The sequence below is a fragment of the Nocardiopsis coralliicola genome (genome assembly GCF_054779695.1).
Genome location: NZ_BAAGXT010000009.1, coordinates 60,025 through 85,357, shown reverse-complemented (window position 1 = coordinate 85,357; position 25,333 = coordinate 60,025). Strand labels below are relative to the sequence as shown.

Genomic DNA, 25,333 nt, shown 5'->3' with positions numbered 1-25,333 from the left:
GGGGGAGTTGTGGCGGTCCTCGTCGTGCTGTTGGCCGTCTTCGGTGTGCTGGCGATGCGTCAGGGGACGGGCGGTGGTGAGGGCGCGAACGGGCCCGGCCGCGAAGGGGACGCGCCGCAAGGGGAGGCCAGCGGGGTCCCCGAGGACGTCATGGGCCTGCTCCCCTACAGCGAGGCCGAGCTCCAGGCCGGAGCCCGGGTGGCGGCCGGGTTCGTGCAGCAGTACGCGACGACCGACCCGGCGGAGTCCATGGACGATCGGCTGGAGCGCCTGACCGGCGACACCACCGACGACTTCGCCCAGCGGCTCGAGCAGACACTTTCCGCGTCCTCCCTCTCCGGCGGAGTTGCCGGCGCGAGCGGCCTGGAAGGCGGTGGAGGCGCTGGCGGCGCGGTGCGCACCGAGGCAACCGTGCACGGCATCCGGAGCGTGGGGGAGACCTCGGTGGTCTTCCTCGTGTCCGCAACGGCGGGCTCCGGGGGAGAGGAGCGCGCACAGGAGTACGCGGCGACGGTGGCGCACGAAGACGGCCGCTGGCTCATCTATGACGTTCAGTTCGCCGACGTGGGCGACGGGGACGGTAGCCCGGCCGGGGGCGGAGCACCGTGATCGCGCGACTCGTGCGGCGGATCGTCCCGGGGTGCAGGCGCCTGGCAGCCCGGGGGGACCGCGGATCGGCGTCACTCCGTGTCTCCTCGGCGGGCTCGGCGCTGATCCTGGCCGGCTCGGTCGGCTACGCAGCGACGCACGGATGCGGCCCTGACGCGGCCGAAGCGGGGTTCACCGCCGGAACGGTGTCGAACGCATCCACAGCCGAGGGTTCGATCGCTCCGCACCGCGATGGAAACCACGCAGTGATCGACTCCTATGGCGAGAACGGCAACTACGGGGAAGAGGTGCGGGTCCCGATCGACATCCCCTCGGACCTGCTGCCGATCTACGAGACCGCCGCAACGGAGTACGGAATCCCGTTCGAGATCATCGCTGCGATCGGTGCTAAGGAGAGCCATCACGGGAGATTGCTCTGGTACGGACCAGGGCAGCCTTCAGGCGTTCAGGAGCCTGACTCGAACCCTTACGGTGCGGCCGGAATCATGCAGATGGGGATTGGTGGGGCGGCGACGAACGGATGGGGCGGAAAACCCAAGGAACGGGTCGAAGACCGCCCCCATGTGAACGAAGTCGGAGTGGTCCCGACGGACCCGTCGATTTTCGGTCGGAGCTACTACGGAACCGATGGGAACGGCGATGGGATCGTCAATGTCTGGGATCCTTGGGATAACATTATTTCCGCCACATTCAAGCTCGCCTATATCAAAGCAAGAGCAGAGACCGACTTTGGTGCTGCTCCGTCGGACGTGTGCGCCAGTGCCGATCCGGCTATCGAGGATCCGCTGGACTGCGGCCTGTACCGGCACAACCTCGCGCACTGGTATGTGGATCAGGTCAAGGCTATCGCGTCCGTGTACGCCGAAGACGGAACTTGGGATACGGCACCGGCTCTGAACATCCAGCCGGCAGCGCTCACCACGAACACGGCAACCGGTGAGGACTGCACCCCCGGAGCCTCCCCCGCTGGAATCCCGGGCATCCCCCTCGGCGCCGGTGACCACCAGGAGGCCGTGATCGCCTACGCGCGCGAGCAGCTGGGCAAGCCCTACAGCTGGGGAGCGACGGGCCCGGATACCTTCGACTGCTCGGGGCTGACGATGCGCGCCTACGAGGCGGCCGGAATCACGACGCCGAGAATCACCACCGGCCAGTTCAATCCCGACGCCCCGGAATGGAGCGTTCCGGTGGAGAAATTCCAGACCGATGGTCTCGTGGTGGACGAGTTGCAGCCGGGCGACCTGGTGTTCTTCCATACGCAGGGAAAGCCCAACCCGCCCAGTCACATGGGGCTGTATATCGGCAATGACGAGATGATCCACGCCGGAAACCCGGTGAACGTTGCCACGGTGAGTACGTACGCGCAAGGGAGCACGGAGTACGTAGGAGCGGTCCGTGTCTACCCGGATGCTACGGATGCCTGACCGGGTGCGGTGGGCAGTGCCGGAATTCCGACAGATATTGCTGACAGAAAGTGGAGGTGGACGGATATGGCGCTGCCACTGATCGGTGTCGGATTGGGTATTGCCGCGCGCGTGGGTGGAAGGTTCGCCCTGCGTGCGGCGGGAAAAGGGCTGAAGTTCCTCGGAAGCAAGGGGTGGGGGCTGCTGAAGGCGGCCGTTCCCGCCGCTATCGGCGGGCTCGTCGTGGGGGGGTTGAAGCTCGGAGCGTCCGGGGCCGGCGATGCGATGTCTGCCGTCGGGGCCGCGAATCCGTTCTTGCTGCTCGGCGCTGTTGCGGCGGCGTTCGCGGGAGCGGCAGCGGCGCAGTCTTACGGAATGGGATCCCCAGAGCTCCGAGGGAGAGGAAAGAAGGCGTTCGCGATGCCGGGTTGACGGCGGGAAGAAGGGGCCAAGCGGCACTCGGAACCGCGGCACGTTCCGGGAATGGTCATCCGAGCCGAGGCTGAGACCGGTCCGGCATATTTCCGATGGAGGCGGGATCATGCGGAGCTCCGTCGTTGTTTCTGCAATCATCGGCTTGCTGGTCGTCGGCGCCGTTGTCTTCGGCCGCCTGGCGTTCACCGCCGATGCGGAGCCCGAAGCAGCGTCCTCTGCAGACCGTGTTCCCGAGCTGCGCAATGTCCTCCCCCTCGATGGGAATGCGTACCGGGCAGCAGCAGAAGTGGCGCTCGTGCACTCCGACGCCTACGGCACCTACGAATCCGGCGAGACCGGAAATGCCTACACCGAGCGCGTCCGGGCGGCCGCGCCGCTCGCCGACATGCCCGAGGGCCCGGACCTCGGGGCAGCCGCCGCGTGTTTCGCCCGCCTAGCGGAGGAGGGCCGCGCAGCCGAGGGCAGCGCTGAAATCCGCGGAACCACCTACCTCGGCGCTGACTCGGTGCACTTCGCAATTGCGCTGTCGGCGGTCCCCGCGGAGGGCGGGGCCGCAATCGAACTCGGGACGTACAACGTGCTCGTGATCCTCGAAGCGCAGGAGTGGGTTGTTGCATCCTCCGCGGAAGCCGGCGCGGACGGCTCGGCCGCAGAAGGCGGTGCCGCAGGATGACGCTCGGGTCGGGGAAGAGCCGGAGGGAGCGGCCGCGCGGAAGGCTCCGGGGGTGGCGAGCGCTGTTGCGCGCTGACCGCGGTGACACACGCACCGACTACGCCGCCTCGGCCGGGATGCTCACCCTCTCGGGGATCGCCGGGACGGTCCTGATCAGCGCCACTACCGGACAGGCGGTCGGGCCGGCGGGCGAGGCCGCCGTCGAGCAGGCGGCCTACAACGGGCCCCAGCAGTACGGGGGGTGCGACGCTACCGAAGCGGACCTCAGCGCCGATTACGAGAACGGCCGCATCCCCACCGGCGTCCTCTGCGAACTGCAGCAGCCCGGTGACTACCTGCGAGCGGATGCGGGGGCCGCGTTCCTCAGGATGAGCGACGCCTACGAGGAGGAGTTCGGCGCGCCGATCACCGTCAACAGCGCCTACCGGACCTATGCCCGGCAGCAGGAGTTGTACGCCAGCATGGCGCCGGGGATGGCGGCGTCGCCGGGGACCAGTAACCACGGGTTGGGCCTGGCGGTCGACATCGGCTCCATGGGCCAGTGGGACACCCCGCAATACCACTGGATGCTCTCCAACAGCGGACAGTACGGCTGGTTCCAGCCGGAGAACATGCAGCAGGGCGGTTCGGGTCCACCCGAACCCTGGCATTGGGAGTTCGCCACCGGGGTGTCTGCATGACCGGATTCTGCACGTGTCGAGGAAGGGGACGCTGATGGCCGACTTCGTGTCGCGCGCCAATGATGTGCTCGGCTATGTGATGGGCCTGGGCGTGCTCGTCGGGGTGCTGGCGCTGCTGATCATCGGCGGGCGGATGATCCACGCCAACTTCACGGGTGATCCGTGGATCGCTGCGCGGGGTATGAGCGACCTGCCCTGGGTCCTGCTGGGGCTGGTGCTGCTCGCCGGTTCGGGCATCATGGCCGGGACCCTCCTCCAGGGATCGGTGCACTCCACCGATACCTCCCTGCCCGACCTGCTTGCCGAAGGAGTTGAGTACCAGGAGAAGCAGGAGGAGGCGTCGATCCCGGACGGCTGCCTGCAGGACCCGGAGACGGACCTCGCCGTGTGCCCGGACGACGACGCGTGGGACGACGTGGTAGAAACTGCCGCGGTCACCGGCCCTCGGGATCCGCGCTGCGTCTCCGATGACTACGCGAATTGCTTTGAGTACTGCTTTGTCCCTCCGATGGGAACGGGGGCCGCGTCGAATTGCGCCGCGGAGAACACCTTTGAAGAGGGCTGGATCTGGGCGGACTACGCATGTCCGAGCTTCTTCGAATGGTCTCTCGGTGACGCCGCAGAGGTCGTTCCGCCCGATTGCCCTGACCCCCCGAAGGAGGAAGATATCCCTGCGGAGATCCAGGCGAACTCGGATGCCCCCGTGCTGGTTTATGCGTGCCAAGAGTTCCCTGGCTGGGTATCCGCCTACGCTGCCGAGACCGGGGGAGACGAGGACCGATTGTGCGAAGGAACCGAGCCATACTGACCAGGGCTCCTCGGCCGATCCGGAAGAATGCGGCCGAGGACTCCCGTTCGAAGATTCTTGGCTCGGATATCGGGCCAGTGACTGGACTGGTTGCCGTGCTGATGAGGTACTCGGGACTGCGGCGCGGCGGCTGAACGGCCCCAGCATGTGCAGTCAGCCGCTGGCAGTGCTCCAAAGCCTGTGCATGCGCCGAGGAAGGTGGACTCCGGCAGCCGTGCTCCGCGGCGGAATGACCGGTGGATCGGCAGCGGGCCTGCGGACTCACACCCGCCCGCGCAGCATCCGCGGGGGGCGGCCGTAGCGTTCGCGGAAGGCGACGCTGAAGGTGCTGGCCGAGGTGAACCCGGTGCGGCGGGCGACTTCGGAGACCGGTATCGATGCGGCGCGCGGATCGGTCAGCAGCTCCCGCGCCTGCGCGAGGCGCGTCTCCTTGATGAGCTGCCGCGGTGTGGTGCCAGCGGTCTGCAGCGCGAGTTGCAGCTGGCGCAGCGACCAGCCTAGCGCGGCAGCGAGCGTCTCGCCGCGCAGGTCGGGGTCGCCGGCGTGCAGCCGGACGTAGCGCTGCGCTGACGCTGCGATGTCGGCGAGGCGGCCGCCGGGGCGCGCCTCCCGGTCGCCGCGCAGTGCCATGGCGACGAGCTCGGACGTGCGCTCCGTGACCGCGTCGAACTCGTCGGGGGTGAGCGCGGGTGCCTGTTCGGCGAGGCTGAGGGCCATGGCCCGGGCCACCTGGCCCACACCGGTGCGGAGGCTGACCGGGAGCGGTGTCGCCGGCCCGTCCTTGCCCGCCTCGCTCACCACCGGGCCGAGGGAGAGGGCGAGGGCGCTCACCCGCTGGGGCTGGTCGAAGACGATGGGCCTGGCCATGGTGATGATGCAGGCATCGCCGGGCCGCAGCACGTGCTGGCGGCCGTTCTGCTCGACGTTGATCAGTCCCGAGCTGCAGGCGATCAGGAATGCGCCGCTGGTCTGGTTCGAGCGGATCTGGCGCCGCGTCTTCCAGTGGTGGACGCGGTCGGAGCACCAGCTGATCACCTGGTGGTGGTCGGTCCAGGCGCGGAACGCGTCGCCGCGGAACGGGACGTGCGGGTTGTGGAATGCCGAGTTGAACCCGTGGTGATAGGAGTCGATGCGCTCCTGCCACATCTGGTGCGCTTCATCGGGTTCGAGGTGGCCCGTCGCCGTGGTCTCGGTCGTGACGGTGGTGGTCATGATGTCCAGTGCCCCCGATCCCTGCCGCTTGTGCTGCAGCGCACACAATTCCGCCGACGGCGAATCCGCGCGGCTGCCCGGTGGCAAAGCCGCGCGGAAACGCGCAGTGTATTTGGCGCATCACTCCGCGCGCGGTATCGGGAATTCGATACGCAGAATGCGCGCGGGGTCGAACCCTCGCCGGAATTGCATTATACGGATGGATCGGAGACAGGAATATTACGGGCTGACGTCAGTGCGGGAACCTGCGGCCGGCTCGTCGGCCTCCGGCGCCGGCGCCGCGCCGGAGCCCTGCCGGGTGAGGGGGGCGAGTTCCACCGCAAGGCGCAGAGTCAGGCTCGCGGGGTCCACCGGCCGGGACAGCAGCTGCTCGATGCGGGCGATCCGCTTGACCACCGTGTTCGGGTGCACGTTGAGCTGGCGGCCGGTCCGGGTGGGGCTGGCGCGCTCGTGCAGGTAGACGCGGAGCGTCTCCAGCAGGCGCCCGGTCGGGTCCGCGGCCGGTGCCACGGCGCCGATCTCGCGTTCCACGAAGTCGGCGCAGGCGCGCAGGTCGCGGGAGGCCAGCGAGACGACCGCGACGTCATCGAAGTGGACCATCCCGGATCTGCCGGTTGCCACGTGGATGCGGCGGGCCTCCAGCGCTTCGCGGTGGGTGGCGCGGAAGCCCTCCAGGCCGACATGGCGCGTACCCCAGGCGGCGTGCACGCCGTGCGGAAGTCGGAGCTCCGCGATGGCCGCGCGCAGGTCGGTGTCGGCGCACGAGACCCAGGTGAAGACGGCATTGTCGGACGTGCGCATGGTGATCTGCTGCTGCGGGCCGGTCCGGTCGACCAGCCGGGCTGCCGTCTTGTCCAGGACCTCTGGCGACGCAGTGGTGCTCCACACCGTGAACCCGGTGTGCGGGGTGCCGAAGTCGTAGTCCACCAGGTACTCGGCGCGCTCCTGGTCGATGGCGCCGGACAGCAGCCGGGTGAGCACCTCGCGGATGCTGATCCGGTCGGCTGCGCGCGTGTCGGCGGGGCGTTCGGCGTAGACCAGGGCGATGCGGCGCGTCACCGCCTGGAAGTAGTTGGCGAGCAGGGCCGCTGCCCGCTCCAGCACGGCGGTGCGGGCGGCCCCCGACATGCTGCTGCGCGGATCCCGCAGCGCCTTGGTGAGTTGCAGCCACACTTCCGCGTGCACCGTCTCCACCTCGCGCAGCAGCGGGGCGAGGGTGGATCCGGGCATGGTTCCGGCGAAGCGCGCGTGCCGCTCGACGTCGGTCGGTACCGGCGCCGGCTCGTCCGGTTGGGCAGCGTGGGCGGCCAGGGTCCGCAGGTGAGCCGTCACCAGCTGGGTGCGCCGGGCTTCGGGCGGGCGGACCGCGCCGTCCGGATCGGGCGCGTCAAGGCGCAGCCGCCGGAGGATGTGCGCCTGGAGGTGGGCTTCGCAGCCGTGCAGCCAGCTCTGCAGCCACTGGAGGGGGCGCCGGTCCGCTCCGTCGGAGGGCCACGTGGGGGCGTGCACCAGGGAGGGGCTCATGGTGGCGAATCTATCCAGCTCGGGCACGTCCGCAAGCGGTCTGTCGCGCAAGGACTTTGCGCCCACGCGCATGATCGCCGAATCTGCTAGAAGGCGGCGGAATCGCGGTGTTTCTCCACCACTGCGGGGTGTGTGGGCGGCACACCTCCGGTTGCGGCGCGGTTGCACCTCGGATGCCCGGTGTTTGGGCCGGGCGGTTCGGGTGCCCTCTTTCGGGGCTCCACGCGTCCGCTCCGGGCGCGCCGGCAGCGGTGCAGGCGCCAGGACGGTTGCGGGGGCATTCCTTCCCCGTGGAATCCCGGATATCCGCCCCGATCCCGAAGAGGGCCGCCGGATCCGGCCAGCGCCGGATTCCGCGAATTCCGCGGCGGGCATCCGCGCTGCCCGCCGAGAGCCGAATTGCTGCGGCTGTCGCGCGGAGTCTCGGAACGGCTCCGGTCGGGAGCCGGTACCGCGGCGGAGCCCGGGCGGCCTGGGGAATCGGGCCGTCCGTTTCCGGATCGACATCCAGCGGGATGCGGAACGGGGCCCAGCAGCATTGGGCGACGGGATATCCTCCGTTCGGAGCGAAGGACATACCGGGGGAGCCGTGATGGCGTCGGAGGGACCTGCGGCCGCGCCCGAATCCGGTCTCGGCTGGAATCCGGTCGGCCCCGCTCCCGCGCGCGGTGAATACCTCCTGGATGCGGTCGCCGAGCACCGGAGCCGCGGACACCTCCTCCGCGCCCTCGACGTCTGCGACACGATCGCCGCCCAGACCGGCACCGCGCGCCGGGTCCTCGCCGAGGCCCGCGCCGCCCGCTTCTGCCTGCTTGCCGAGCTCGGCCGCACCGCCGAGGCGGACGAGGAGCTGGCCCACCTCGACCGCGCCACCTCACCGCACACGGCCGCCGTCGAAGCCGCCTCCGGGCTCACCCTGCTGGGCCGCGACCGCGAGGCGCTGCAGTGGCTCGACCGGGCCTGCCGCCGCGTCCTCGTGCGCAGCGCCGACACCCTGGACGACCACGACCTGCTCACCCACCCGGAGATCGTGCTGCGGGCGCTGGTCCGCCGCAGAGCCGGGCTCGCCCCGGACGCCCACGACCACACGGCGCTCTCCCACGCGTACCGCGTCTACGGCGTCCGGGATGCCGAAGCGCCCGCAGCCCTGCCCGGGCTGCGGGCGTTCTTCGCCAACCTGCAGGCGCCGGCCTCGCAGGGGCCGGACCTGCGCACCGGCCCGGACGGCTCGCTCGTCTTCGATGAGCAGGGACGGCCGCAGCTCACCTTCGTGGTGGCTGAGGACGTCCCCGCCGCCATCGCCCGCGGGATGGTGCGCGGCGGCGACCCCGCCGGCTACCGGCGCCGCATCGAGCGCCGGCTGGTCGCGACCGGAGCTCCGCGCGCGCTGCTCTGGCCGATCTCAGTGGCCGACCTGGACCGGCTCACCGAGACCGATCTCGACCCCAGCGATCCGCGCACCCTCGCCGGCCTGCTGGGCCACCTCTCGGTCGAGGGCGCGGCCCCCGTTCCGTGGCCGCCGGCCTCTGCAGCCCCCTGCTGGTGCGGCTCCGACAGCACCTACCGCGTCTGCTGCGCCGCCGGCTCCTGAGCGCGGTGCTGTGCCGCGAGGAGCGCGGGGGCTGCCGCCAGCTCGACTGCTGTCAGCGCTTGGAACAGCGGGTGCGGCGGGCCTGACTCCCGCCACGCGCCGGCCCGTGCGGCCCCGCCGGCGAACATGGCGGCAGCGGCGCAGCGGATGAAGCGCCGGTGGCGTTCGGGAGCCGCTGCGGCGCGCAGCAGGCCGGCGCCGGTCGCGGCCCACCACACGCCGTAGAACCTCAGGACGCTGTCCGTGCTCGCGTCAATGGGGCGGCCCCCGGGGATTGCGGCGCTTCCGCGCACGGCGACCGCCGAACCGGTGCCCAGAGCCACGGCTCCGGCCCCGCAGAGCAGTGTCCGGAGGGCGGTACGTGCGGTGGTCGGGTGGAGAGCGGCCAAGGAGGCCTCCTTCGCAGTGTCGGCGTCGGCGCCGGCCCGATGCCGATGGCCGGGGCCGGGCCCGCAGCCAGTCTCACCCCTCCGCCGGGCCGCCGCCCTGGGCCCCTGCTCCAGGGCGGCGGCGCGGCAGGAGCCGGCTCGCAGCGGCTCAGGCCCCGGACTCTTCCCCGGTACCGGTGAAGGTGTAGTAGTCGGTGGCCCCGTTGGCGTCCCAGGTGACCTCCAGGACCGTTCCGGGCCCCGCGGCGGAGTTCTCGGTGAGGTCCGCCGTTCCGGTCTGGCTGGAGGTGCTCGGCCCGTCCATCAGGTCGGCGATTTCGCCGCATTCCACGGAGAAGTCGAGCGGCGGGTCGGCTTCGGGGTCGAACTCGCCACCGCAGAGGATGGCGCCGGCATCGTCGTCATCGCCTCCCGAGGAGCCGCTGCGCGGGGGCCCGGCCGGGTCGCCGACGACCGAGATGAGGCCGTCCTCGCGGAAGGTGACCGCCACCACCGAGCCGTGCTCGGAGGCGTCGGCCGCGATCCACCACATCGCGATGAGGCCCTGGTCCGGGGGAGGGCTCTGCTGCTCTGACGGAGACGGTGAGGGCTCCGGAGAGGGCGGCGCGGACTCCTCCGCCGCTTCTTCGGCGGAGGGTGCGGGAGAGGGGTCGGCGGAGTCTCCGCCGGTGCCGCAGCCGCCGGCGAGCAGCAGTGCGCCGGCCGCGGACAGGGCGAGGGTTCGGATGGTCATGCGCCGCCTTATCGGTTCGGGGGATGTGTCGTGCATCCGTCCGAACGGCCTGCAGGTGAGCGCGGTTCCCGTGCGGCCGGTCCCGGCCGCACGGGAACCGACGCCCCGGCCAGCCGAAGCGGCCCGGCCCGCCGGCCCGCGGCCCGATCGGGCCGCGGGCCGGCGGAGGGGGAGCTGCTCAGGCGCGGTTGATCAGGGAGAGGCCGTTCTTCTGCGAGGCCCCGGCGAGCTTGTCGACGTCTACGACGTGGTGGCCGCCGTAGGAGTTGGCGGAGGGGTCCCACACGGTGACGGTGCCGGCGGCGCGGTCGTATCCGCGCACCGACACGACGTGGCCGAACTCCGAGTCGGACTGGATCCACGGAGCCTTCGTGCCCCAGATGCCCAGCGGGGCCGCCTTGCCGAGGACGCCCACGTTGTGGGCGACCGAGTCCATCAGGACGTCCGGGTCGGTGGCGTCCGCCCACGTCTGCTGGTAGCCCTCCGGCTCCAGGTAGGCGTTGTAGACCCGGCGCATGTCGGCGCCGGTGGTTCCGACGTCGTCGGTGTCCATCTTCGCGGCGAGGGTGTCCTGGGTGACCTTGACGCCGAACGTGCGCAGGCTCAGCTGCACGCTCGCCGGAGCACACCAGGACCCCTTCTTCTGCTGCCACGCCTTGTGCGTGACCTCGGCGCGCGCCGGCGGATCGGCGCGCAGCTCGGCGGCTGCCGCGGCGGACGTCTCGCCGCCGATGACCGTGGAGGGGCGGGCGGCCGTGTCAGCCGCCGAGACGCCGATCCCGGCGAAGAGCGCGCCGGCCGTGGCGAGCGCGCCGATGAGGAGGGGGAGTGGACGCACGTGGGTCTCGTCTTTCTCGCGCCGGCGGCGCCGGCGGCGGTTGGTGGATCTGCGGATCGGGCGAGCGGGGGCGGGGCACGCGATCCCAACACGCCCTAGACGTACTGCGGAGGCGGGCGGTTCCGGCGGAATCCGGGCGGGGCGCCGGGCGCCTCCCAGCGGCCCGGGCCCGGAGCGGCCAGGTCAGAACAGGTAGGCCATGATCTGGATCGGGATGAGTGCGATCACCGAGGCGGCGGAGACGGCGAGGGTGGCGGACTTCAGAGCGCCGCGGGTGGTCTGGCCGAGCAGCGTCTGCAGCAGCCAGAAGGTGTTGCTCGTGGCGTGCACGATGAACAGCGAGCCGGCGCCCGCCGCGAGGGCCACGAACACCGGGTCGATGCCGAGCAGCGGGATGACCGGAGCCAGCACCCCGGCCGCGGTGATCGAGGAGAGCACCACCGAGCCGATGGCGATGTGCAGCGTCGCCGCGACCACCCAGACCAGCAGGAGCGGCGCCACCGTGCTGCTGGAGAAGTAGCCCTCCAGAATGGTGCCCAGCCCGGCGGCCTCGACGGTCGCCGCGAGCGAGCCGCCGACACCGGTCAGGATGAGGATTTGCCCGCTTTCCTGGAAGCCGCGCTTGAACGCCGCGCCCGCCTCGTCGGCCGACAGCTTCCAGCGGACGACGGCCAGCGCGCCCAGCAGGCCGATGAGGAGCGCGATGGTGGGGTCGCCGAAGAACGCCAGCGCCGGATGGTCAACCCCGGCGAACTCGGCGACCGCGCCGGCGCCGATCAGCCCCAGCGCCAGCAGCAGCGGGGCGAGTGACAGGCGCAGCCGGGGCAGGGCCTGCTGCCGGCTCGCGGCCTCGTCCGCCGCGGCCGCGTCGATCTCGGCGAACTCCTGGTTCTCGTCCAGTTCCGGTTTCCACAGGCCGCGCCGCGCCACTGCCGTGAAGAGCGCCAGCGTGGTCACGATGGTGAAGACGGCGGTGATGGTGCCGAACACGAACATCCGCGCGATCGACACGTTGAGCACGCCCGCCAGCGCCACCGCGCCCACACCCGGCAGGACGAAGATCAGCCCCACCTCGATGCCGATCGCCATGGCCGCGGCCATCCGCGCCACACCGAGCGGGCCCACCCGCGGCGCCAGCCGGCGGGCCAGTGGAGCAGTGATGACCAGCAGCGCGTCGGCGAAGATCGACTGCATCACGGTGCCGATGGTGGCGGCGAACGCGTAGGGGAGGGAGCGCGGGCCGAAGGTCCGCACCAGCAGGCCCACCAGCTTCTCAATGGCGCCGAGCGACGTCATCAGCGAGCCCAGCAGCACGCCGAACGCGATGAGCAGGCCGACCTCGGCCATGAGGTCGCCGAACCCGGTGGCGATGGTGGAGATCGTGCCTTCGGCGCCCTGGCCGGTGACGAGGCCCAGGTAGAGGGCGCCCAGCACGAGGGCGACGGCGGGGCTGATCCGGAGTTTCAGGATGAGCACCACGACGCCGATGATGGCGGCCGCGGTGTTCGCGAGGATGGCGATATCGGACATGCGGAAGGGGCCTGCTTTCGTCGTCGACCCGCCGGCGCCGCGCGGATCCGGCCCGGCGTGCGATGGCACGCGGCCGCGGATGCGGGCGATGGGAGGGCGTCGCGGACCCGGCGGCGCTGCAGACGGCGCGGTTCGCGGCGTCCGCGGCAGCGTCGGCGGCGCGGGTCCGATGGGGTGCAGGGCCTTGTGGGCCGAAGGGGTGCGCGGGGTGCGGCCGCTCGTGTCCGGTCCGGTGGGTCAACCGGCCCGCTGTCACGAATGCGTGGATTGTACACATTCATGCACGATGCTGAAGGTGTCGCCGAGGGAGGTTCCGGGCGCGACCGAGGGCGGTTCGGGGCCGCCCGCAGGCGGTGCCCGGCCCCTTGAGTGTGCACGGTGTCCGGTATACAGTCGCCGCATTGCCGGATGATGACACAGACATCCCAGAGTTTGGCAAGGGGTCTCCGGCTCGTAGCACCCGCGCAGACAGGAGAACCGCACCATGGCGACGGACGGCCCGCCCGGCACCGCCGGCGAGCACCCGGCCACCCCTGGCGCCGGCACTGACGACACCGTCGGCGCGGCCGGTACCGCCGGCACCGTCGACGAAGCCGGTGCGCCAGGCGCGGACGGGCCCGGCCCGCTCTCCGGGGTGCGCGTCTGCGAACTGGGCAACTTCATCGCCGCGCCCACCGCCGGCCGGCTGCTCGCCGAGTTCGGCGCCGACGTCGTCAAGGTCGAGCGCCCCGGCAGCGGCGACGAGCTGCGCAGCTGGCGGCTGCACGAAGGCGACGTCTCGCTGCTCTTCCGCAGCCTGGGCCGGAACAAGCGCTCCGTCACCCTCGACCTCCGCTCCGAAGAGGGCCGCGCGGTCGCGCTCGACCTGATCGCCTCCTCCGACGTGGTGCTGGAGAACTTCCGGCCCGGCACCCTGGAGAAGTGGGGCCTGGGCCCCGAGGCGATGCGCGCGGCCAACCCCGACGTGGTGCTCGTGCGGGTCTCCGGTTACGGCCAGACCGGCCCCTACCGTGAGCGCCCCGGGTTCGGTGCGGTCGCCGAGGCGTTCGGCGGCCTCCGGCACCTCACCGGCTATCCGGGCATGCCGCCGGTGCGCACCGGCGTCAGCCTCGCCGACTCGGTCGCCGGCCTGTACGCGGTGATCGGCGCGCTGATGGGCCTGCTGCGCCGCCGCTCCGGCCGCGGCGGCGAGACCGTCGACGTCGCCCTGTACGAGGCGGTGTACTCGCTGATGGAGTCCACCACGCCCGACTACGACGCGTTCGGCGTCACCCGCGAAGCCACCGGCACCACCATGCCGGGCGTCGTGCCGTCCAACACCTACCCGTGCGCCGACGGCAAGTACGTCATCGTGGCCGGCAACGCCGACGGCATCTACGTCCGCCTGATGCGCCTGATCGGCCGGGACGACCTCGCCGACGACCCCGGGCTGGCATCCAACATGGGCCGCGTGGCGCGCGCCGACGAGATCGACTCCGCCGTCGCCGCCTGGACCGCCGAGCGCACCAGCGCCCAAGCGCTCGAACTGCTCGCCGGCGCGTCCGTGCCGAGCGGGCCCATCTACGACGTCGCCGACATCGCCGCCGACCCGCACTACGCGGCCCGCGGCATGCTGGAGACGCACTCCGTCCGGATCGGCGGCGATGCGCCGCGTGACGTCGCATTCCCGGGAACCGTCCCCCGGCTGAGCGAAGAGCCCGGCCGGACCCGCTGGCTCGGCCCCGAGCTCGGCGCGCACACCGGCGAGGTACTCCGCGAGCTGGGCTACTCCGCCGAAACCGAGCGCGCACTGCGCGCCAAGGGAGTGATCTGACCATGGCCGACAGCGCAACCGGCGCCCCCGCGAACGGTGCATCCAGCCCCGGCGACTCCGCCGTCGTCACCGAGGTCTGCCTCCGCGACGGCCTGCAGATCGAGCCCGTCATCGTGCCCACCGCCGACAAGGTGCGGCTCGGCCGCGGCCTCATCGCCGCCGGCTTCGGAGACCTGGAGATCGGCGCGTTCGTGCACCCCGGCCGGGTGCCCACCATGGCCGACACCCCGGAGGTCGTGGCCGGGCTCGCGGACGCGCCGGACGGCGCCGCGCTGCACACGCTGGTGCTGAACGAGAAGGGCGCGGTGCGCGCGGTCGAGGCCGGTGCGCGGGCGGTGCGCCTCGTCGTGTCGGCCAGCGACGGCCACAGCTCCGCAAACGGCGGCGCGCCCACCGAGGAGGCGTGCGCGCGCATCGCCCGGGCCGCCGAAGTCCTGCGCGACGCCGGCACCCCCTTCGAGGGCTGCGTCGCCACCGCCTTCCACTGCCCGTTCGACGGACCGACGCCGCCCGAGCGGGTCCTGCGCGTCGCCGAGCACTACCTCTCCCTCGGGGCCGCCCGAGTGCACCTGGCCGACACCATCGGCGCCGCCTCGCCCGGCGACATCGCCCGCACCGCCGGCGCGGTCCTGCCCTCCACCGGCGCCGAGCACACCGGACTGCACCTGCACAACACCTACGGCATGGCCCCCGCCAACGTGGCCGAGGCGCTGCGGCTCGGCATCCGCCGGTTCGACGCCGCGCTCGGCGGCCTCGGCGGCTGCCCGTTCGCGCCCGGCGCCAGCGGCAACATCGCCACCGACGACCTCGTGCACCTGCTGCACCGCGAGGGAGTGGCCACCGGAGTGGACACCGCCGCGCTCGCCGCGCTCCGGGACGAGCTGGCGGGCCTCGTCGGGCACCCGCTGGAGTCGGCCCTCTCCCGGATCCCCGCGGTGCCCGCCGCATCGCCCGCGCTGTGCTGACCGGCCCGCGCGCCGCCGCACCGCACCCGGGTGCACCGCGCCGCGCGGCGGCGCCGGGCCCGATTGACGCGTCCCCGGCCCGGGCCTACGTTTCATGACCATGGGTCGCGCGGAGGTGTTCAGCACGGGGGTGGGCGTCCTGGACCGGGCCGTTGCCATCCTCGACTGCGTGGAGAGCCGGCCGATGGGCGCCTCGGAGCTGGCCCGCGAGCTCGGGCTGACGGTGTCGACGGCGCACCGCCTGGCCAACGCACTGGTTGCGCACAACCTGCTGCGCCGCGACGGCGCCGGGGCGTTCCGTCTCGGCGCGCGGTTCGCCACCGGTGAGCTCGCCGGGACGGCGCGTCCGGTCCTGGCCGAGCTCCAGGCCGCCACCCGCGAGTCGGTCCAGCTCTGGGTGCGCCGTGCCGACCAGCGCCTCTGCCTGGTCGCCGTGGACTCCACCGAGGAGCTGCGCGCCGGCCTGCCGGAAGGCTCCCTCATCCCGCTGCCCGCGGGGTCGGCGGCCGTAGTCCTGCTCGGCGGCGCCGGCGAGCGGGGATGGGCGGAGAGCTGTGCGGCGCGGGCGCCGGGGGTGGGTTCGGTGAGCGCGCCGGTGCGGCTGCACGGCCAGACCGTCGCCGCCGTCTGCCTGTCCGGTCCCCTGCACCGGCTCGACCCGTCGCCCGGCAGCCTGTTCGGTGCGCGGGTGGTGGAAGCGGCGCGTGCCGTGGAAGCGGCCCTCGCCGATGCCGCGCATGCGCTGGCCGGCTGACTCGCAGCTCTGCGCCGCTGCGCTGCTGCGGGGATGCCCCGGAACGCGCAGGGCACGCAGGAGCGCCGGTTCCGGCGCCGCCTGCGCCCAGCGGGGCCCGTCGGGGGAGGGCCGGCCGTCCTCCGGCCCTCCCCGCTAGTCCGGGCGACAGGGGGAGTGTCTCCCGGACCCGCGTGCACGGTCCAGACGTTTGCGCTGTCCCGCAATCCCCCGGCCCCGAGGGGCGACCGGCGTTCCCGGGCGGGGGCGCTGACCTCAGCATTGAGGGAAGCCGGATTCCCTCGCGTGCAATCCCGGGAAGAGAAAACAAAGAACTCACCAAAAGGAAAGGCCCGGTGGGTTTCCGGAGCGCCCGCTCCGGCCGCTGCCGGACGGCGGCGCACCGCCGCGCCGTCGTCGCCCCGGGCGGATCCTCCGCGGCCGCAGGTGAAAGCGGCGCCCGGTGAACGCGGTCCGCAAACCCTGCCGACCGGTGTCCGCCCACGAGGGAGCTGGGAGCAGCGGAGGCGGTGCACCGGCCCGCGGCGGATGGGCAGCGAGAGGCGCGGACGGGGATTCTCTGCGGCGAATCCCCTTCGCCCATTTCCACCGAATGACCCACAATCGCATCTGTGCCGACGCTCCGTATACATTTCACCGTCGAAGACATGGGGTCGACGCGGCTTCTCGAGCATCCGCATCCGCTCTGGGAAGCCATCCTCAGCCTGCACATGCTGCACGCCGTGCGCATGCCGCCGCGCATGGCCGACTGGCGCACCGACGTGCACCGCCGCGAGCGCCGCGACGACGCTGCGGCGCGCCGCCTCCTCGACGAGGTCGCCCCCGCGCACGGCTCCTTCCCGGACTTCCTCACCCCGGCGGCCGGAACCCCCTCGTTCGGCGGCCAGCTGGAGACCGTCCTGGCCACGCCCCGCCCGCAGATCCGCTCCCAGGCAGGCGCCTCCGGTATCGCGCCCGCCCTGCTCGACGGCGGCTCCGCCCGGGGCATGCGCGGCCTCGGCGATGCGCTGCAGCGCTACCACGACGCCCATCTGGCGCCCTGGTGGGACACCATCGCCGCGGGCATCGGCGCCGACGCCGACCGGCGCGAACGGCAGATGGCCAGCGGCGGCCTGGCAGCGCTGTTCGCCGGACTCGGCCACGGAGTCCGGTGGGATCCGCCCGTCCTGCACACCATCTATCCGTTCGAACGCGACATCCACCTCGGCGGGCGCGGCCTCACCCTCATCCCCTCGTGGTTCTGCCACCGCATGCCGGTCACGTTCATCGATCCGGAACTGCCGCCCGTACTCGTCTTCCCCATTGCCGGACCCGGCACGGCCGACCGGTCGGGGGTCGCCCCGCTCCTCGGCGAGACCCGGGCCCGCGCGCTGCGGGAACTCCGCGCCCCCCGCTCAACGACCGACCTCGCCCGGCGGCTCGACGTCAGCCCCGGAGTCGCCAGCCGCCACGCCCGGGTGCTGCGCGAAGCGGGACTGGTCTCCAGCGTCCGCGACGGACCCGCGGTCATCCACGTCCTGACCCGGTTGGGCAGCAGCCTGCTGGCCGGCCGCGCCGACGGCGGGCCGCCGCGCTGAAGGAGCCCGGCCCCCGCCGCGCCGCCGATTCGGGGCGGCCGGGTGTGAGAGTGGAGAGCGGCGGTGGCGTGTGTGAGGGTGGAGGCACAGCGGCGAGAAGGGCGGCAGGTGCGGACGTATTTCGATCCGGACGACGGCGAGTACGAGGCGGGGCGCGCCGCCCTGGTGCGCGCACTGGCCGCCTGGGCCGCCGACCTCGGCGACAGCGCCGACCCCTACCTTGCCGGGGCCCTCCTCGACTACCGGCAGCACCGCACCCCCGACGGGCGGCTCGCGCTGTGGACCCCCGGCCACGTCCGCGAGCTGCTGCTGGACTGGGCGCCTTTCGCGGTCGCCCTGCCCGGCGACAGCGCCGACCACGACCTCGCGCCGACCCTCGACCTCTACCTGCGGTTCCTCGATGCCCAGCAGCTCGCCGACCCGCGTGCTTCGGTGGAGCCGGCCCGCGGCACTGCCCGCGAGGTCCGCGCCGAGCACCGGGCGGCGATGGCCGAGCCGCGCCGCTGGGGTCCGGCCAAGTTCTGGGCGACCGCCGCAGCGGAGTCCGGCGCCGATCCGGTGGACGCGGAGGCCGTCCGCGCCTTCGTGCAGCAGGTCCGCTCGGGCGGCGCCGGCTACCCGCCGGACATCGTCGAGGCGGTCCGCAGCAACGCTGCTTCCGGCGGGCCCGGGCGGCCGCGCGCCGAGCCGTCGCCCCCGGTCGTCCTCCCCGGCAGCGGCGCGCTGTACAAGGCCGCGGCCGAATCGCCGGTGGCCGCCCAGCTCGCCGGCATCGCCGACTGGGCCGGTGCCGACGGCCGGAAGCTCACCGCCGCGGGGTATGTCCGTCCGGCCCAGGCCCGCGCGCTCGCGCGCAGCCTCGGTACCGACCCGGAGGCCGCCGCGACCGCGCGGACCGCCGCCGACCTGCCGGAACTGGGCCGCATGCTGGCCTGGGCCGAGCGCGCACGGCTGGTGCGCCGGGTCCGCGGCCGACTCGTCGCCGTCGCCCGGGCCCGCCCGCTGCTCGCTGACCACCGGGCGCTCTGGGACCGCGCCCTGGAGGCGCTCGTGGACTCCGGGGGCGTGCTCACCGCCGAGGGCGGGCGGCGCCCGGCCGCCCCGTCGCCGATGCGGGCGGTGTTCGGCGAGGTGCTGCTCGACGCCCTCGGCGCGCTGTATGCGGCGCCGGTCCCGGTGCCGTGGCCGCGGCTGCGGGAAACCGTCCGCGAGGGCTACGGCGGCGACCCGCTGTCGCTGCTGCCTCCCGAGGAGGCCGACGCCGAACTCGACCGTGCCGACCGCGACCTCGCCGCCGCCATCGGCGCCCTCGTCCGCCTCGGTGCGGTGCGGCGCGAGTACGGCAGGGCGGACCGGCTCTACATCGACATGGACGGCGACGGAGCCGCCGACGAGGACGACGGCGCAGCGGACGAGCTGCGGCGGCTCCTCGACGCGGCCGGGCCGATCGGCGGCGAGGGGGAGGGCGAGAGCGGGATAGCGGACGGCGCCGCGGACGACTCCGGGGACGGCACCGGCGGGGAAGGCGCCGCGGGCCAGGGCGGTGAGCCCGGCCGGCCGCTCGCGCCGGAGGCGACCGGCCAGTCCTTCGAGGCCGTCGAGGCACTCGACGACCACGAAGAGGCGGAGCGGCGCCGCGCCCGGTCGGAGCGGCTCCGCGCGGAGCTGGAGGCCGGCCCGGTCGAGCTGCTCTCGCTGACCGCGCTGGGCACGGCTGCGCTGCAAGAGCGGTTCACCGCCGAGGGGCGCGACGCCCCTGTCGTCGGCGACCTGCGCGGCGCGGGCCCGGTCGGAATGCTCGGTGTGCTGACGGAGCACTACACGCCCGAGACCGCGCGCATGGAGCTGGACGGCTGGATGGATGCCAACGGCGGCCCCGGCAGCGCCATGGAGGCGCTGCTCGCCGGCCTGCGCGGGCTGCCGTACCGGAGCCGCATCATGGCGCTGATGTCCGCTCTCGCGGACTCGGCCGGCGGCGACGAGGACCCCCGCGCCGGGGTGCGCCTGGTGCGGTCGCTGCGGTCGGACCCGCTGCTCGCGCCGACGGCGCTGCAGCTGCTGCTCAACGTCGGCGAGCTGGAGCGGTTGGACCTGACCGAGGACGAGAACCTCCGGGTCGGAGCCGAAGGCCTGCTGCAGATGATGGAGGTCGGCGATCCCGGCGAGGTGCGCGCCCTCATCCGCGTTGAGATCGGCGGCGACGAGTTCGCCCGCGCCGCCGTCTCCGACGTCCTCACCTCCGCGCACCCTGACGCCGCCGGTATGGAGCGCCTCCGCCATCTCATCGAGGGCATGGAGAACTGACCGGCGCGGCCTCGTCCCCCGCCGCGTGCACCTGCTGCACGGCACCCTGCAGGGCGCGGGTCCCGGCCCACCCCGCCTCTGCTGGGCCGGATCGGCGCGCCGGCCCGGGGGCGTACCTCTGCCGCCGGGCGGCATCAGCCGACGCTGGGGCCGGGCACCGGCAGCGCCGCGGGACGGGCGCCGCCCCGCCCCGCGGCCGCTGTACCCGCCGCGGTGCACCGCTCACCCGGGAGTGGCGGCCGGAGCAGAGCGGCGCAGGTGCGCAGCTGTGAGCGATTCGGGGTTGCCGAAGAGGTCACGGAGCGGGCCGCAGTGCAGCAGGCGGCCTCCGCGCGAGCCTGCGCCGGGGCCGAGATCGACAACCCAGTCGGCGTGCCGCACCACGTCCAGATCGTGTTCGACGACCACCACCGTGGCGCCGGCGTCCACCAGCCGGTCCAGCACACCCAGAAGCCGCGCAACGTCGGACCGGTGCAGGCCCGTCGTCGGCTCGTCCAGCACATACAGGCCGGCCGACGGCGAACGGGCCAGTTCCGCGGCGAGCTTCACGCGCTGGCACTCACCGCCCGACAGGGTGCTGAGCGGCCGCCCCAGCGTCAGGTGGCCGACACCCGCTGCGTCCAGCGCATCGAGCGGGCGGCGGATGCGGCCGTCCGCGAACAGCTCGCGCGCGGCGCTGACCGGGGTCTCCCACACGTCGGCGATCGACCGGCCGTCCACGGTGTGCCGGAGGACCTCCGCCGTGAAGCGGCGCCCGCCGCACGCCTCGCACACCGAAGTCACCCCCTCCATGAACGCCAGGTCGGTGAACACCACGCCCGCACCCGAGCACACCGGGCAGGCGCCGGCCGAGTTCGCGCTGAACAGCGACGCCGAGACGGCGTTCTCCGCCGCGAACAGCCGCCGCAGCGGATCGGCGATGCCGGAAAAGGTGGCCACCGATGAGCGGCGGCCCGCGGCGATCGGCTTCTGGTCGAAGCACACCGCCTCCGGATGCTGCTCCAGCAGCTCTGCCACCAGGCTGCTCTTCCCCGACCCCGCGACGCCCGTGACCGCGCTCAGCGCCGCCCGCGGCAGCTCCACCGTGATGCCGCGCAGGTTGTGGCGCCGCGCATCCGCGACGGTCAGCACCCCCGACGGCGCGCGCGGCGCACCGCGACCGGCCGGGCGGGCGCGCATCGCCCGGCCCGTCGCGGTGTCGGACGAGGCCAGGCCCTCAGCGGTGCCCTGATAGACGACCCGGCCGCCCCCGGCGCCGGCGCCCGGCCCGAGCTCCACCACGTGGTCGGCGGCCGCGATGACGCCGGGATCGTGCTCCACCACCAGCACCGTGTTGCCGCGGTCGCGCAGCCGCCGCAGCAGGTCCCGCAGGCGCTCGATGTCGTGCGGGTGGAGCCCGATGGAGGGCTCGTCGAACACGTACAGCATCTCGGTCAGGCTGCTGCCGAGGTGGCGCACCGTCTTGATGCGCTGCGACTCCCCGCCGGAGAGCGTGGTGGTGGCGCGGTCCAGGGTGAGGTAGCCGAGTCCGATGCGGTCCAGAGCGTCCAGCCGTTCTGCGAGCTCCGCCACCACCGGCTCCGTCCCGGGGCTGCGGACGGTGCGCACCAGCCCGGCCAGCGCGCCCACCTCCATCGCGGTGCAGTCCATGATGGTGCGGCCGTCCAGCCGCACCGACCGCGCGGCGGCGCTGAGCCGCGCACCGCCGCAGTCGGGGCAGCCGGTGGCGGTGGTGAACCGGTCGACCACCGACTGCTTGCGCTCCGACACCTCGTCGCCGGTGGCCAGGTAGATGCGGGTGAACCGCTCCACCAGGCCGATGTAGTCCTTCGGCGGCCGGGTGCCCAGCCGTGCGGCGGTCGCACCGCCGTAGAGCAGGGCCTCCCGCTGCTCGGGCGTCCAGCTCCGCAGCGGCGCCGCCGGGTCGAACAGCCCGATGTCGGCGTACTTGCCGTACCAGTAGCGGCCGGCGCCGAACCCGGGTAGCCGGATTGCGCCGCCCTCCAGCGAGCGGTCGAGGTCGAGGAACGCGTCCACGTCGGGCACCACCACGCGGCCCAGGCCCTCGCACCGCCCGCACATTCCCTCCGGCGCGTTGAACGAGAACCGGCCCGACTCGCCGATCCTCGGAGTGCCCGCGCGCGAGAACAGCAGCCGCAGCAGCGGATTGACGTCGGTAATCGTGCCGACCGTCGAACGCGCGTTGCCGCCGAGCCGCCGCTGGTCGACCAGGACCACCGGGCTCAGGTTCTCGATCAGGTCGGCGTCCGGCCGCCCCCGCGACGGCAGCCGGTTGCGCACGAACGCGGTGAACGTGGAGTTCAGGCCGCGCTGCGCCGCAGCGGCGATCGTGTCGAAGACCAGCGATGTCTTTCCCGAGCCGGAGACACCGGTGAATACGGTGATGGCGCGGCGCGGCACCGCCAGGTCGAACCCGGTCAGGTTGTGCTTGCGCGCGCCGGTGATGCGGATCGTGGAGTTGTCCATGCGGCGACCGTAGGGAGCGATGTGGCCGTTTGGCGGCCACAATTGCGGGAAGCATGGCGGCATGGCCGATCCCAGTGCGCGCATGTTGGACCTCCTCTCCCTGCTCCAGGACGGCCGGCTGTGGCCCGCCGCCGAACTGGCGCGGCGGACCGGTGCTCCGCCGCGGACCCTCCGCCGCGATCTCGACCGGCTGCGCGGCCTCGGCTACCCGGTCGAGTCGGTGCGCGGCCCGGTGGGCGGGTACCGGCTGGTCGCCGGACGGGCACTGCCCCCGCTGCACTTCACCGACGATGAAGCGGTGGCCGCCGCCATCGGGCTCCGGTTCGCGGCGACCGCGCGCTTCTCCGACGTCGACGGTGTGGCCGCTGCGGCGCTGGCCAAGCTGGAGCGCCTGCTGCCGTCCCGGCTCCGGCAGCGGGTGCGGTCGCTGTCCGCATCGGTGGAGACGGCGGGCCGTCCCGGTGCAGGACCCGAGCTCGGCACCCTCGCGGCGCTGGGCGACGCCATCGCGCACCGGCAGCACATCCGGTTCACCTACACCGATCGAGCCGGGCTCTCCTCCGAGCGCAGGGTCGAGCCGGCCACGCAGGTGCTGCTGGGGCGCCGGTGGTACCTGCTGGCGTGGGACCGCGACCGGGAGGACTGGCGGACGTTCCGCATCGACCGCGTCGCCGGCCTCGAACTGTCCGGGACCAGCTTCCTCCGCCGCGAGCCCCCCGAGGACCCGGTCTCCTTCGTCCAGCGCAGCGCGCAGGCACCGATCACCCGCCACCGCGCGGTGGTGCTGTTCCACGCTCCGCTCAGCGTCGTGTCCGACCGGTTGCTGGCGGAGGCGGGGACGCTCGAAGCGGTGGACGCGGACAGCTGCCGCTTCGTCAGCGCCCCCGATTCCTGGGAATGGCTGGCGATCACCCTTGCCATGGTCGGCGTCGCGTACTCGATCGAAGGGCCGCCGGAGCTGATCGACCGCTCCCGAGAACTGGCGGGCCGGATCGCCCGTGCAGCGGACGGGCAACCGGGTGCGGGCGAGGGCCAGGCCGCGGAGGCGTAACCCCGGAGGCGGCCGGTTCCGGACGCGCCGCCCGGGTTCCCTGGCCGGAGGCAGGGAATGCGGTTCAGGCCAGAGCCCGCCCAAAAGGCGCGGCGCCCCCAGCCGGGCGCAATCCGGGCCCGCGTGCTGCTCCGCTGGCCGGCCGGGCAGCGCGGCCGGGGCGGCCCGGGCCCATCCGGCGCGGCGGCAGGGACTTCTGGCGGCGGCAGCCGGAGCCGAGTGGCCGGTACGCCGCGCTCCGATCGGGGAAGGCTCCCTAGCGGTGCGGTGCGGAGGGGGTCCGTGGGAGGGATGTTTCCGCCCGTTCCTGCGGTGTTCGAGTGCAGGCCCGGAAAGAATTTGACCGACGGCGTAATCTGATCGAGACCGAATGAAGCGGTTCCTGTGATCGAAGTGCAGGGGCCGGCCGAAGGGGATGAACGACCACAGCGCACACATCGAGTGCACCGTGCGGGACGACGCGCACCACGCAGGGCCGATGGCCCGCGGTCCGTCACCCCGCACCCGGCGCGCGACGGTGCCGGCGGTCCGACCGCCGCCGCACCCGGTGGCACGCCGGCCACGACCACACGACTCGCAGGACGCCGGCACCCCCGGCGGGAGCGGGTCGACCACCCGGCGGGACCCCCGCCGCCGCCCGGCCCGGACACCGTCTGCGGCGCCCGGGCGCGCGGATCCGGCCGGCGGAACAGGAGAACCATGAACAACACACCAGTCGCGGAACCCTCCGCGATCCCCATCGCCCCCGAACGCGGCCGGCCCCGCTCCGTGCGCGTCGTCGCCGCGCGAGAGCCCGGCGCCGGCGCGGTCACCGTCGCGGTGGCCGGCCCGCTGGACCGCACCACCTCCCGCGCCGTCCGCGAGCAGCTCGCCGCTGCGCTGCGCCCCGGCACCGGAGCGGTTGCGCTCGACCTGGCGCAGGTCACTGCCTGCGACGCCGCCGGTGTCGCGCTGCTGGTGGGAACCCGCCGCAGGGCTGCCCTGCTCGGCCTGCCGCTGTCCCTCACCGACCCCTCCGACGCCGTCCTCACGGCACTGGCCGCCGCGCGGCTCGCGGACCGGTTCGGCGTGCACCCGGCCGCCGGCTCCGGGGGGCATTCATGACCGCATCGGCGCTGCTGCGCGGTGACGCGGTGATACCGGCGCAAGCGGCGGCGGTGGAGCGCTCTCCCGCGCTGGAGCGGGCCGTGCCGCGCGGCTACCTCTACTTCTCGCCCGAGGGCCTCAGCGGCGCTGAGGCCTACGCCGCAGTCTGCGAGCTGATCGGCCTGCAACCGAGCAGGTCGGGCTACGGCGCCCTGCTGCTGGAGGACACCGAGACGGGCGAGCGCACCACGCTGGTCGCCCGGGACCGGGCTTGGATCGACGGCATCGCGGCCATGCGCCGTGCCGAGCGCGGCACCGGCAACGCCGGCCGCGACGGCGCCCTCCCGCGCCCGTCCGCTCCGGACCGCCAGCGCTCCCGCTACGCGCCCGACGACGTCGCCGACGGCCTCCACGTCGATCCGGCAGTCCTGCGCACCAAGTGCACGGCTCTCCTCGACGGCTGGCCGGACGACTGGCTCGGCCGCGCCCCGCGCCACCTCCTCTGACGGCGAGCAGCGGCGGGCGCTACCCCCCCCCGGTGGCGCTCGCCGTTCGTGCTGGTGCTGCCGCGGGCCGGGACTCACAACAGGGGCGGCTTCGCCGCCAGGCTTTCTGCTCTGGCCCATTGCTTCGGAGCCGGTGTGCGGCCTGGTCACCCCTCCCCGCCCCCCCCGCCCCCCGAGCGCCTGCCCCGCCGCCATCGCTGCCGCTTCTGTGTTTGCCCGATGCGCTGAACACCGGTCGGCCGGCCCTAGAGGCGGCCAGCGGTGCCGATGCCGCGCCACGTCAGCGAAGGGTGGCGTGGCGCAGCTGGGTCTGGTGAGGCGACTCGCGCTCCGGTTGACTTCGAGTTAAGTCGAAGTATGAGAGT

The 25,333-nt window shown here is 73.2% G+C and carries 22 protein-coding genes; 15 read left to right on the top strand and 7 right to left on the bottom strand.

Features of this window, described 5'->3' with window-relative positions:
• Window positions 1-9 precede the first annotated feature (9 nt).
• The 6 genes from ACYVGT_RS09385 to ACYVGT_RS09360 all read left to right on the top strand — a co-directional run bounded on the left by ACYVGT_RS09385 (window position 10) and on the right by ACYVGT_RS09360 (window position 4,608).
• Window positions 10-609 carry a hypothetical protein gene (locus tag ACYVGT_RS09385; RefSeq protein ID WP_460856080.1) on the top strand — a complete coding sequence of 200 codons (600 nt, stop codon included), beginning with the start codon at window positions 10-12 and terminating at the stop codon, window positions 607-609.
• Window positions 610-854: 245 nt separating this feature from the next.
• Window positions 855-2,033: a C40 family peptidase gene (locus ACYVGT_RS09380; protein WP_460856079.1), complete on the top strand. Its 1,179-nt coding sequence runs from the start codon at window positions 855-857 to the stop codon at window positions 2,031-2,033.
• Between the two features lie 66 nt (window positions 2,034-2,099).
• On the top strand, window positions 2,100-2,444 hold the full coding sequence (locus ACYVGT_RS09375) for a hypothetical protein (RefSeq protein WP_460856078.1): 345 nt from the start codon (window positions 2,100-2,102) through the stop codon (window positions 2,442-2,444).
• Between the two features lie 109 nt (window positions 2,445-2,553).
• Window positions 2,554-3,120 carry a hypothetical protein gene (locus ACYVGT_RS09370; RefSeq protein ID WP_460856077.1) on the top strand — a complete coding sequence of 189 codons (567 nt, stop codon included), beginning with the start codon at window positions 2,554-2,556 and terminating at the stop codon, window positions 3,118-3,120.
• Between the two features lie 65 nt (window positions 3,121-3,185).
• Window positions 3,186-3,800, top strand: a complete 615-nt coding sequence (locus ACYVGT_RS09365; RefSeq protein WP_460856076.1) for a M15 family metallopeptidase — start codon at window positions 3,186-3,188, stop codon at window positions 3,798-3,800.
• A 34-nt stretch (window positions 3,801-3,834) separates the two neighbouring features.
• Entirely contained in the window at window positions 3,835-4,608 is a 774-nt protein-coding gene (locus ACYVGT_RS09360) for a hypothetical protein (protein WP_460856075.1), read from the top strand.
• A gap of 261 nt (window positions 4,609-4,869) precedes the next feature.
• On the opposite strand, the gene ACYVGT_RS09355 is transcribed toward ACYVGT_RS09360, so the two are convergent.
• Together ACYVGT_RS09355 and ACYVGT_RS09350 are read right to left on the bottom strand one after the other, a co-directional pair.
• Window positions 4,870-5,820 (bottom strand): AraC family transcriptional regulator, encoded by a 951-nt coding sequence (locus tag ACYVGT_RS09355; protein ID WP_460856074.1) that lies wholly within the window; start codon window positions 5,818-5,820, stop codon window positions 4,870-4,872.
• Between the two features lie 219 nt (window positions 5,821-6,039).
• Window positions 6,040-7,344: a PucR family transcriptional regulator gene (locus ACYVGT_RS09350; protein ID WP_460856073.1), complete on the bottom strand. Its 1,305-nt coding sequence runs from the start codon at window positions 7,342-7,344 to the stop codon at window positions 6,040-6,042.
• Between the two features lie 592 nt (window positions 7,345-7,936).
• Between ACYVGT_RS09350 and ACYVGT_RS09345 the strand changes: the two genes are divergently transcribed.
• Window positions 7,937-8,935, top strand: coding sequence for an SEC-C domain-containing protein (locus tag ACYVGT_RS09345; RefSeq protein WP_460856072.1), 999 nt, complete (start codon window positions 7,937-7,939; stop codon window positions 8,933-8,935).
• Here the strand turns inward: ACYVGT_RS09345 and ACYVGT_RS09340 are convergent.
• The 4 genes from ACYVGT_RS09340 to ACYVGT_RS09325 all read right to left on the bottom strand — a co-directional run bounded on the left by ACYVGT_RS09340 (window position 8,905) and on the right by ACYVGT_RS09325 (window position 12,425).
• Window positions 8,905-9,324: a DUF4345 family protein gene (locus tag ACYVGT_RS09340; RefSeq protein ID WP_460856071.1), complete on the bottom strand. Its 420-nt coding sequence runs from the start codon at window positions 9,322-9,324 to the stop codon at window positions 8,905-8,907. The two genes, ACYVGT_RS09345 and ACYVGT_RS09340, sit on opposite strands and share 31 nt — an antisense overlap.
• A 148-nt stretch (window positions 9,325-9,472) precedes the next feature.
• Entirely contained in the window at window positions 9,473-10,057 is a 585-nt protein-coding gene (locus tag ACYVGT_RS09335; protein WP_460856070.1) for a hypothetical protein, read from the bottom strand.
• A 178-nt stretch (window positions 10,058-10,235) separates the two neighbouring features.
• A complete protein-coding gene (locus ACYVGT_RS09330; protein ID WP_460856069.1) occupies window positions 10,236-10,895 on the bottom strand; it encodes a C39 family peptidase in 660 nt (219 codons plus the stop codon).
• Between the two features lie 183 nt (window positions 10,896-11,078).
• The gene (locus ACYVGT_RS09325) at window positions 11,079-12,425 is read right to left on the bottom strand and encodes a GntP family permease (protein ID WP_460856068.1); all 1,347 of its coding nucleotides are present in this window, start codon (window positions 12,423-12,425) and stop codon (window positions 11,079-11,081) included.
• Between the two features lie 484 nt (window positions 12,426-12,909).
• On the opposite strand from ACYVGT_RS09325, the gene ACYVGT_RS09320 reads away from it, so the two are divergent.
• The 5 genes from ACYVGT_RS09320 to ACYVGT_RS09300 all read left to right on the top strand — a co-directional run bounded on the left by ACYVGT_RS09320 (window position 12,910) and on the right by ACYVGT_RS09300 (window position 19,838).
• On the top strand, window positions 12,910-14,238 hold the full coding sequence (locus ACYVGT_RS09320; protein ID WP_460856067.1) for a CaiB/BaiF CoA transferase family protein: 1,329 nt from the start codon (window positions 12,910-12,912) through the stop codon (window positions 14,236-14,238).
• A gap of 2 nt (window positions 14,239-14,240) precedes the next feature.
• A complete protein-coding gene (locus ACYVGT_RS09315) occupies window positions 14,241-15,203 on the top strand; it encodes a hydroxymethylglutaryl-CoA lyase (protein ID WP_460856066.1) in 963 nt (320 codons plus the stop codon).
• Window positions 15,204-15,303: 100 nt separating this feature from the next.
• Window positions 15,304-15,957 carry an IclR family transcriptional regulator gene (locus ACYVGT_RS09310; RefSeq protein ID WP_460856065.1) on the top strand — a complete coding sequence of 218 codons (654 nt, stop codon included), beginning with the start codon at window positions 15,304-15,306 and terminating at the stop codon, window positions 15,955-15,957.
• Between the two features lie 611 nt (window positions 15,958-16,568).
• Window positions 16,569-17,534, top strand: a complete 966-nt coding sequence (locus ACYVGT_RS09305) for a winged helix-turn-helix domain-containing protein (RefSeq protein ID WP_460856064.1) — start codon at window positions 16,569-16,571, stop codon at window positions 17,532-17,534.
• Between the two features lie 108 nt (window positions 17,535-17,642).
• Window positions 17,643-19,838 carry a hypothetical protein gene (locus ACYVGT_RS09300; protein ID WP_460856063.1) on the top strand — a complete coding sequence of 732 codons (2,196 nt, stop codon included), beginning with the start codon at window positions 17,643-17,645 and terminating at the stop codon, window positions 19,836-19,838.
• 222 nt (window positions 19,839-20,060) lie between these two features.
• Here the strand turns inward: ACYVGT_RS09300 and ACYVGT_RS09295 are convergent, their stop codons facing one another.
• Window positions 20,061-22,325, bottom strand: a complete 2,265-nt coding sequence (locus ACYVGT_RS09295) for an ATP-binding cassette domain-containing protein (RefSeq protein WP_460856062.1) — start codon at window positions 22,323-22,325, stop codon at window positions 20,061-20,063.
• A 61-nt stretch (window positions 22,326-22,386) separates the two neighbouring features.
• On the opposite strand from ACYVGT_RS09295, the gene ACYVGT_RS09290 reads away from it, so the two are divergent.
• The 3 genes from ACYVGT_RS09290 (at window position 22,387) to ACYVGT_RS09280 (ending at window position 24,968) form a co-directional block, all read left to right on the top strand.
• Complete coding sequence (locus tag ACYVGT_RS09290; protein ID WP_460856061.1) at window positions 22,387-23,376, top strand: helix-turn-helix transcriptional regulator; 990 nt, start codon at window positions 22,387-22,389, stop codon at window positions 23,374-23,376.
• 699 nt (window positions 23,377-24,075) lie between these two features.
• Complete coding sequence (locus ACYVGT_RS09285) at window positions 24,076-24,480, top strand: STAS domain-containing protein (RefSeq protein ID WP_460856060.1); 405 nt, start codon at window positions 24,076-24,078, stop codon at window positions 24,478-24,480.
• The gene (locus ACYVGT_RS09280; RefSeq protein ID WP_460856059.1) at window positions 24,477-24,968 is read left to right on the top strand and encodes a hypothetical protein; all 492 of its coding nucleotides are present in this window, start codon (window positions 24,477-24,479) and stop codon (window positions 24,966-24,968) included. The genes ACYVGT_RS09285 and ACYVGT_RS09280 overlap by 4 nt, the downstream gene beginning before the upstream one ends.
• The last annotated feature ends 365 nt before the right edge of the window (window positions 24,969-25,333 follow it).

Coding starts and splice junctions, on each gene's coding strand:
- ACYVGT_RS09375 (WP_460856078.1), top strand. CDS start 2,100: ATGGCGCTGCCACTGATCGGTGTCGGATTGGGTATTGCCGCGCGCGTG.
- ACYVGT_RS09370 (WP_460856077.1), top strand. CDS start 2,554: ATGCGGAGCTCCGTCGTTGTTTCTGCAATCATCGGCTTGCTGGTCGTC.
- ACYVGT_RS09360 (WP_460856075.1), top strand. CDS start 3,835: ATGGCCGACTTCGTGTCGCGCGCCAATGATGTGCTCGGCTATGTGATG.
- ACYVGT_RS09355 (WP_460856074.1), bottom strand. CDS start 5,820: ATGACCACCACCGTCACGACCGAGACCACGGCGACGGGCCACCTCGAA.
- ACYVGT_RS09350 (WP_460856073.1), bottom strand. CDS start 7,344: ATGAGCCCCTCCCTGGTGCACGCCCCCACGTGGCCCTCCGACGGAGCG.
- ACYVGT_RS09345 (WP_460856072.1), top strand. CDS start 7,937: ATGGCGTCGGAGGGACCTGCGGCCGCGCCCGAATCCGGTCTCGGCTGG.
- ACYVGT_RS09335 (WP_460856070.1), bottom strand. CDS start 10,057: ATGACCATCCGAACCCTCGCCCTGTCCGCGGCCGGCGCACTGCTGCTC.
- ACYVGT_RS09325 (WP_460856068.1), bottom strand. CDS start 12,425: ATGTCCGATATCGCCATCCTCGCGAACACCGCGGCCGCCATCATCGGC.
- ACYVGT_RS09320 (WP_460856067.1), top strand. CDS start 12,910: ATGGCGACGGACGGCCCGCCCGGCACCGCCGGCGAGCACCCGGCCACC.
- ACYVGT_RS09315 (WP_460856066.1), top strand. CDS start 14,241: ATGGCCGACAGCGCAACCGGCGCCCCCGCGAACGGTGCATCCAGCCCC.
- ACYVGT_RS09310 (WP_460856065.1), top strand. CDS start 15,304: ATGGGTCGCGCGGAGGTGTTCAGCACGGGGGTGGGCGTCCTGGACCGG.
- ACYVGT_RS09295 (WP_460856062.1), bottom strand. CDS start 22,325: ATGGACAACTCCACGATCCGCATCACCGGCGCGCGCAAGCACAACCTG.
- ACYVGT_RS09290 (WP_460856061.1), top strand. CDS start 22,387: ATGGCCGATCCCAGTGCGCGCATGTTGGACCTCCTCTCCCTGCTCCAG.
- ACYVGT_RS09285 (WP_460856060.1), top strand. CDS start 24,076: ATGAACAACACACCAGTCGCGGAACCCTCCGCGATCCCCATCGCCCCC.
- ACYVGT_RS09280 (WP_460856059.1), top strand. CDS start 24,477: ATGACCGCATCGGCGCTGCTGCGCGGTGACGCGGTGATACCGGCGCAA.